Source organism: Carnobacterium sp., from assembly GCF_040274425.1.
On record NZ_JBEMBC010000104.1, the window covers coordinates 1 to 6915 of the forward strand.

Consider the following 6915-nt stretch of genomic DNA (forward strand, 5'->3'; position numbering starts at 1 on the left):
CTTTAAAAACAGTCGTGAATGAATTCGGATTATATAGTTTGATTCTTTCGAGTCGCAAACCAGAAGCAAAAGCATTTAAACGCTGGATCACTCACGAAGTAATTCCTTCAATCAGAAAAACGGGTTTCTACCAATTACCAACAGAACCGGAAGATATCATGATTGAAACTTTAAAAACGCAAAAAGAAATTAAAGCGAAATTGAAGTTGGTCCAAGATGACATTCACGATTTAAAGCAAGAAATCAACTTGAGTCGTTCACAAAAACATCATTTAGCTGGATTGGTTAGAAAAAATGTTTATAACGCTTTAGGTGGAAAGAGAGCCCAGGCCTATAACAATAGAAATTTAAGAGCAAGACTTTACAGCAATCACTGGAGAGAAATTAAAAACTACTTTGATGTTGAAGCATATGAAGAAATACCAAAACTTAAATTTGGTGAAGCTATTGAATTTGCGGAATTGTGGGAGCCTTCTACTGAATTGAAAATGTTAATCAAGGAAAGAAATAATCAGATTCCATTAGGTATTTAAAAAATAAAAGGAGGAAATAAAACATGACAGTTTCAAGAACCATCGGAAGTCAATTAAAGAAAGCAATTAAAAGGAAGGGTATCTCGCAGGTCCAGTTATCTGGTCAAATTAATCGATCTGCATCTACTGTTAATGCTTATTTACAAAATCAACCAACGCCAATTGAAGCCATTCAGGATATTTCAGAGTTTCTTAACGATTCAATGTTAAATCAGAATTTATCAAATGAATTTTTTGGAACCTTACCAGCTATGGATACGATCATTTACCAAGATAATCCTCATGTTTTAGATTTTCTTCAGCAACAAGAAGCGGCTGAAAGAAAAGCAAAAAAAGAAATTGCGCTAAGGTCCTTAAGTAAAAATGATCACTGCCTTACTCGAGAAGATCTAGATATTATTAAAAGTTATGCGAATGAATATTTAGATGAAATGCTGATTGAAACACGACTGGTAATGTCTATGTTAGCTAAAACAGACTTATCTATTATGCAAGCTATTACTAATAGAAAACCCTATTGGTCAGTAAAGGGTTACGTAAGGAGAGAGGATCATGAGTAGTGTAGAAATAAGAACAATCGAACGAAGAAATTTCAGCGTTAAAGAAACTGCTGCGATTATAAACGTTAGTACGGATGTTGTTTACGAATTAATCAGAACTAAAAATCTTAGATGCATGAAGATTCCATTAATAAAAGTTCCGGATTTTGAGATTGACCGTTTTCTACGCAAAACCTTAGAAGAAGAAATTGACTATACTAACATTCTCAAAAAAGAGAAGGCGAGTTAATGAGTTTAGAAAAAGATTTAAATACCTTCAGAGCAATCCGCGAAAAACAAATTGGAGCATTAGAACAACAATGTTTTGGAATTGCTGCAGCATTAGATAAGAAGTTGAAAGTTTTGTCTAGAAAGATCGACAGAGCAACCGTCAAGGAGGAAGTAGTTTGTTGGAGGTCCTGATTTTAGCGCTAACAGGTTTATTCGTAATAATCGGATTGGTGTGTTGGGTAATGTTAATTACCATGTTAGTTACACAAATAAAGGAGGAAGAATAATGTCAGCAGAAACATTAAAAAATCTCATTTGGGCTTCAAATATGTACTTCTTTGGAAGAAAAAAAATCTCTAAAAAAGATTTTTTTATATGGTACGGATTTTTCGGAATATTGGCAGTAATAGCAATGGTTTCATTAGTTGTTAAAGGAATCATATGGGTAATTTAAAAAGGAGGTTGGTTTAGATGGATGATGTTTTAAATGGCTTAGTATGTCAAGAATGCGGTAGTTGGATGGAAGATTTTCAAGAAGTTGGATATCCCAGAACTTGCGAAAGTTGTGAAGAAGAATGATAAAAAATAAACAAAAAAAGAACCACTGCTGTAACAGAGGTTCAAGGTTTAAATAACTAAATGTTGTATTCATTTTAACACAAAAAAGGAGCGAGAACATGAAAACTATCACAATTAAAAACATGAAATTACGTAATTTTAAAGGTTTTAAAGAATTTGAACTAAATGCAAATGATACCGACTTAACAATTTTTGGCGAAACCGGATCCGGAAAAACAACAGTGTTCGACGCTTTCTGGTATGTGCTATTCGGAAAGAACTCTCAGAACAAGCAAGATTTCCCTTGGAAACCTTTGGATGAAGATAACAATCCTATTCATCATTTAGAAACAGAAGTTGAACTAATTCTTACTGTAGACGAACAAGAATTAAAGTTGGCCAGAATGACTAAAGAAAACTGGACTAAAAAGCGTGGTTTTGAAACAAGCGAGTTTACTGGTCACACAACAACTTATCGTGTAGATGATTTGAAAAAGTCCAAGACAGATTTTAATAAAATCGTCGCTGATCTAATCGATGAAGAATCATTCAAGCAGCTTACAAATATCTATTATGTACCAGAAGTCATGGATAAAAAAGAACGTCGCAAAATGTTGTTTGAATTATCTGGAGACTTGAGTGATCAAGCTGTAATTGAAAGTGATAAAAAACTGGCTCCTTTAACTAAAATCCTTGAAGGAAGATCCATTGACGATAAACGTTCATTAATTGCTGAAGAGAAGATTAATCTTAAAAATCAAATTAAAGAAATAGCTGTCCGTATCGATGAAGCCGATCGTTTCAGTTCTGCATTAGAAAGCTCTTTAACTGGTATTAATAAAGAAGAATTAGAAAAAGAAAAAGAAACGTTGCAAAAACAATTACTCGAACTTGAACAAGAAATTTCATCTTTTATCAATGGTAGTTTCGTATCGAATAAACGTTCAGAAATCCAAACTGAACGAGCAAACCTAGAAACAAAAAGAAGCGAGTATCAAGTTAATCAAAATAAAAAAATTGATGGTCTGCAAAAGGGAAGACAAGAAATTTTTGAGAAAGCTATGGATGCACAGAATGCATTTTTGAAAGAAGAAGAAAAAATAAATAAGACAAAATCAGAAATAGCAGCCAAAGAAAATTCGATTAAAGCAATCGTTAAGGACCAAGAAAAGTTAAGGAATGACTTCTTTAAGGTTCGTGATGATGTATTCCCAGCATTCGATGAGCATAAAACAGCATGCCAATTTTGTGGCCAAGATTACCCTCCAGAAGAATTAGAGAAAATAAAAGCTAACTATGAAGCTGAAGCTATGGAATTCAATGTTACGAAAGCTAATAAACTTGAAGAAATAAACAAACAAGGTGTCATTTTAAATGAAAGTAAAGCTTTGTTAGAAACTGAAATAACAGATCTTAAAACTATTTTAGAAGTGAATACAGATTACGAGAAAGCTGAAAAAGAACGTGATCAACTGAAGGCGCAGCATGAAGTCATTAAAGAACATATTAAAGCTATTCAATCGGCTACAGTTCCTTTTGAAGAAACAAAAGAGTACGCTGCGATAAATAAAACTATCGAAGAAATTGAAACTGAAATCGAATCAGTTAATCAATCATCAGAAAGTGAATTGCTCGTTAAGAAAACGCGATTGAATGCTTTGAAAGCAAACATTGAAGAAGTTAGCGATACTCTATATCAATTCGTAATGGTTAAAAAACAAGAACAACGTAAAGACGAATTAATTTCAGAAGAAAAGACTAAGAGCGCTCGTTATGGAGAACTTGAAAAACAATTATTCCTGCTAGATGAATTCGTTAGAACTAAAGTCGCTTTGTTAACAGACAAAATCAATAGTCAATTCCAAATTGTTGAATGGAAGCTATTCGATACAGCAATAAACGGAGGTCTAGAAGAGATTTGCGAGCCAATTGTTGATGGTACACCCTTCACTGGAGGATTGAGCAATGGTGAAAGAATCAATGCTGGTGCAGACATCGTAAATACTCTTTCTAGATTAAAAGAAGTTAAAGTTCCAATATTTATCGACAACGCTGAAGGAGTTACGAATTGGAAAGTTGAAGTTGAACCGCAATTGATCCAATTAATCGCAAAAAAGGATCAAAAAGAATTGAAAGTTGAATCTAAACAACTTGAAGGAGTGTTATAAACATGGCAAACGAATCAGCATTAACAACACCTATAGCGTACGAAGTAAATGGTAACGAAGTAAAACTAAGTGGGAATATGGTGGCTCAATATCTAACTAGAGGAAACGGGAATGTTTCAGATCAAGAAATAGTAATGTTTATGCAGCTTTGTAAGTTCCAAAAATTGAACCCTTTCTTGAATGAAGCGTATTTAATCAAATTTGGTAACCAACCAGCACAAATCATTGTTTCAAAAGAAGCATTTATGAAACGGGCTGAAACACATTCTCAATACAATGGTTTAGAAGCCGGAATTATCGTCGAGCGTAAAGATGAACTGATCGAAGTTGAAGGTGCTGTGAAGCTTAAAAGTGATGTGCTGATTGGTGGATGGGCTAAAGTCTACCGAAAAGACCGCGAACGTCCAATTAGCGTACGACTTTCTCTTTCTGAGTTCAGTAAAAATCAAGCAACATGGAAAGATATGCCTTTAAACATGATCCGTAAGACAGCTATCGTAAACGCATTGCGCGAAGCTTTTCCAGATAATGTTGGAGCTTTATATACGGAAGAAGAAAGTAGTGTTTCTGAAACTCCTAAACCAGTCGAAGAAGCTCAACAAGAAATTGATGAAAATGCAAACTCTAAAATTATTGATTTTGATAAACCGGATGAAAAAAATAAAAAACCAATCAAAGAAGTTGAAAAAGAAACAATCAATCAAAATGAACCAACACAAGAAGCGTTGTTCGATGACCGCAAACCTCCATTTGCAAACGATCCAGAGTTCTAATCATGATTAAGGTTAATGTATACGGCTCTAATAGTGATGGAAACTCTTATGTAATATCTGATGGTGAGAGATCGTTGATGTTAGAAGCAGGAATAAGTTTAAAAAAGATGAATGATGTTGATTGGCAGTCTGTAGATGGCTGCCTAATCACACATGAGCATGGCGATCACAAAAAATATGTGAACCAACTTATTAAACAAACTGGAGTGGACGTTTTTTTAAGCGCTGGGACACAAGAAGTGTTGAATATTCCTAGTTATCGGTCAACTATTTTAAAGTCGTTAAACGAGCAAAAAATAGGCAACTGGACAGTTTTGCCATTCGATGTTCAGCACGATGTCAAAGAGCCTTTAGGTTTTTTTATCCAATCAAAAGATGGTGATCGATTACTATTTGCTACTGACACTTACTATATCAAATACAAGCTTCCAGGTATTACTCATTTGATGATTGAATGTAACTACTCGTTGGATATTTTGGATGAAAACATTGCTTCTGGACGTATTGGAGCATATAGAAAGAACAGACTTTTAAAAAGTCATTTTGAATTAGAAAATGTCAAAACGTTCATAAAATCAAATGATATAAGTCAGTTACAAGAGGTTTGGCTGCTTCACTTATCAGATGCCAATTCAGACGCAGAACGTTTTAAAAAAGAAATACAAGCGATAACTGGAGTCCCGGTGTATATCGCTTAGGAACGAGGTGAAACACAAATGGCAAGGCCGACAAACGCAGGGTTAGACTATTTTCCTCTTGATACTGATATTGATCAAGATGACAAACTAGCTCTAGTTGAAGCAGATTTTGGAATCAAAGGTTTTGGAATCGTCATAAAACTTTTAATGAAGATATATGCAACGTCTTATTACTATGAATGGGGCGAAAAGGAACAAAAACTTTTCTCTCGAAGGGTAAATGTAGACATTAACTACTTGTCAGACGTAGTTAATGCAACATTTAAATGGGATGTGTTTAATAGCGATCTTTACAAAAAACATGGAATCCTAACTTCAAGAGGGGTCCAGAAGCGGTATTTTGAAGCTTGTGTTAGAAGAAAAGAAGTCGAAGTCGCGCGAGAATATCTACTTTTAAGCCGTAATGAGATAGAAAAATATAAAAATATTGTTTATGTAAACATTAACCCACCGTCAGTTGACGAAAATGTAAACATTAAATCTAGCTCACTTGATGAAAATGTAGACGCTGGTACACAAAGTAAAGTAGAGGAAAGTAAAGTAAAGGAAAGCAAAGGAAACAACAGTAACAAGAGCGATGATGACGTTGTAGTCCCTCCAGGCAATAAAGCTCATGAATTTTATCAGCAACACTTTCAAATAATAGAAAATCCTATTACTAGTCAAAATATAGATTTTTGGATTGACGATTTAAGTGAAGAATTAGTCATCGAAGCAATGAGCAGAGCTGCACTGGCTTTAAAAGGCTATCCATATGCTGAAGGTATCATGAAAAATTGGGATAAGGCTGGTATAAAAACCATGGATGAAGTAAAGGTTGCAGATATTGCCTTTGAAAACAGTAAAAAGAAACCTTCTTATGGCGGAAATCCTTCAATTCGAAAAGAAACACTTCCGGATTGGGCCAAAGAAGAAAATCAGCAAATTGAAGAAAAACCGATGAGCGAAGAAGAAAAAGCAGCGTTTATGGAACGTCTCAAAAAGATTCAAAGCTTTGATAGAGAAAAAGAAACACAAATCGAAAGCACACTTCACGGATTTAAGGTCGAGAACAAAAGACCTTAGATCCTTTCAGGAGGCAACATGAAAACAACTGCAGGTAATTTAATTAAAGAATTGAAAAAGTTCGATAAAAACAAACAAGTCTTTATACCTGGTGTATTGATCACTGAAAAATCTCTTTATATCGATGATGATTTCTACATCGAAGAGATGCCAGGCGTTTCCGGAAAGAAAGAATCAAGATTAGTTTTTGTTCCAACAGAATACAGTACGACCAGGAAAGAAAATCTTCATTTCGTAGAACAAACAACTTTATTTTAGGAGGAATAGTCACGGATGGAATTTTAGTTTTTGCTAAGGTGAAAGGCGTTAAGTAATTTCTTGGGATGTTTGGTGATATGGATAATCTTCTC

The 6915-nt window shown here is 34.3% G+C and carries 10 protein-coding genes; all 10 read left to right on the forward strand.

Annotated features, from left to right (window positions below):
• A partial coding sequence (locus ABS911_RS13490) for an ORF6C domain-containing protein (protein WP_350467992.1) occupies positions 1-533 on the forward strand: 533 nt, incomplete at its 5' end.
• A 23-nt stretch (positions 534-556) separates the two neighbouring features.
• Positions 557-1093: a helix-turn-helix domain-containing protein gene (locus ABS911_RS13495; protein WP_350467993.1), complete on the forward strand. Its 537-nt coding sequence runs from the start codon at positions 557-559 to the stop codon at positions 1091-1093.
• Positions 1086-1322 carry a helix-turn-helix domain-containing protein gene (locus ABS911_RS13500; protein WP_350467994.1) on the forward strand — a complete coding sequence of 79 codons (237 nt, stop codon included), beginning with the start codon at positions 1086-1088 and terminating at the stop codon, positions 1320-1322. The genes ABS911_RS13495 and ABS911_RS13500 overlap by 8 nt, the downstream gene beginning before the upstream one ends.
• Positions 1322-1495 carry a hypothetical protein gene (locus tag ABS911_RS13505; RefSeq protein WP_350467995.1) on the forward strand — a complete coding sequence of 58 codons (174 nt, stop codon included), beginning with the start codon at positions 1322-1324 and terminating at the stop codon, positions 1493-1495. Before ABS911_RS13500 ends, ABS911_RS13505 begins: the two co-directional genes overlap by 1 nt.
• Positions 1496-1589: 94 nt before the next feature.
• Positions 1590-1757, forward strand: coding sequence for a hypothetical protein (locus ABS911_RS13510; protein WP_350467996.1), 168 nt, complete (start codon positions 1590-1592; stop codon positions 1755-1757).
• 223 nt (positions 1758-1980) lie between these two features.
• Positions 1981-4029 (forward strand): AAA family ATPase, encoded by a 2049-nt coding sequence (locus tag ABS911_RS13515; protein WP_350467997.1) that lies wholly within the window; start codon positions 1981-1983, stop codon positions 4027-4029.
• A gap of 2 nt (positions 4030-4031) precedes the next feature.
• Entirely contained in the window at positions 4032-4802 is a 771-nt protein-coding gene (gene bet, locus ABS911_RS13520; RefSeq protein WP_350467998.1) for a phage recombination protein Bet, read from the forward strand.
• A 2-nt stretch (positions 4803-4804) separates the two neighbouring features.
• Positions 4805-5500, forward strand: a complete 696-nt coding sequence (locus ABS911_RS13525; RefSeq protein WP_350467999.1) for an MBL fold metallo-hydrolase — start codon at positions 4805-4807, stop codon at positions 5498-5500.
• Positions 5501-5518: 18 nt separating this feature from the next.
• Positions 5519-6565, forward strand: a complete 1047-nt coding sequence (locus tag ABS911_RS13530) for a Lin1244/Lin1753 domain-containing protein (protein WP_350468000.1) — start codon at positions 5519-5521, stop codon at positions 6563-6565.
• An 18-nt stretch (positions 6566-6583) separates the two neighbouring features.
• The gene (locus tag ABS911_RS13535) at positions 6584-6823 is read left to right on the forward strand and encodes a hypothetical protein (RefSeq protein WP_350468001.1); all 240 of its coding nucleotides are present in this window, start codon (positions 6584-6586) and stop codon (positions 6821-6823) included.
• Positions 6824-6915: the final 92 nt, after the last annotated feature.

Excerpts from the sequence above, each read along its gene's own strand:
- ABS911_RS13515 (WP_350467997.1), top strand. The coding sequence starts at position 1,981 with ATGAAAACTATCACAATTAAAAACATGAAATTACGTAATTTTAAAGGT.
- ABS911_RS13535 (WP_350468001.1), top strand. The coding sequence starts at position 6,584 with ATGAAAACAACTGCAGGTAATTTAATTAAAGAATTGAAAAAGTTCGAT.
- ABS911_RS13505 (WP_350467995.1), top strand. The coding sequence starts at position 1,322 with ATGAGTTTAGAAAAAGATTTAAATACCTTCAGAGCAATCCGCGAAAAA.
- ABS911_RS13510 (WP_350467996.1), top strand. The coding sequence starts at position 1,590 with ATGTCAGCAGAAACATTAAAAAATCTCATTTGGGCTTCAAATATGTAC.
- ABS911_RS13495 (WP_350467993.1), top strand. The coding sequence starts at position 557 with ATGACAGTTTCAAGAACCATCGGAAGTCAATTAAAGAAAGCAATTAAA.
- bet (WP_350467998.1), top strand. The coding sequence starts at position 4,032 with ATGGCAAACGAATCAGCATTAACAACACCTATAGCGTACGAAGTAAAT.
- ABS911_RS13530 (WP_350468000.1), top strand. The coding sequence starts at position 5,519 with ATGGCAAGGCCGACAAACGCAGGGTTAGACTATTTTCCTCTTGATACT.
- ABS911_RS13500 (WP_350467994.1), top strand. The coding sequence starts at position 1,086 with ATGAGTAGTGTAGAAATAAGAACAATCGAACGAAGAAATTTCAGCGTT.
- ABS911_RS13525 (WP_350467999.1), top strand. The coding sequence starts at position 4,805 with ATGATTAAGGTTAATGTATACGGCTCTAATAGTGATGGAAACTCTTAT.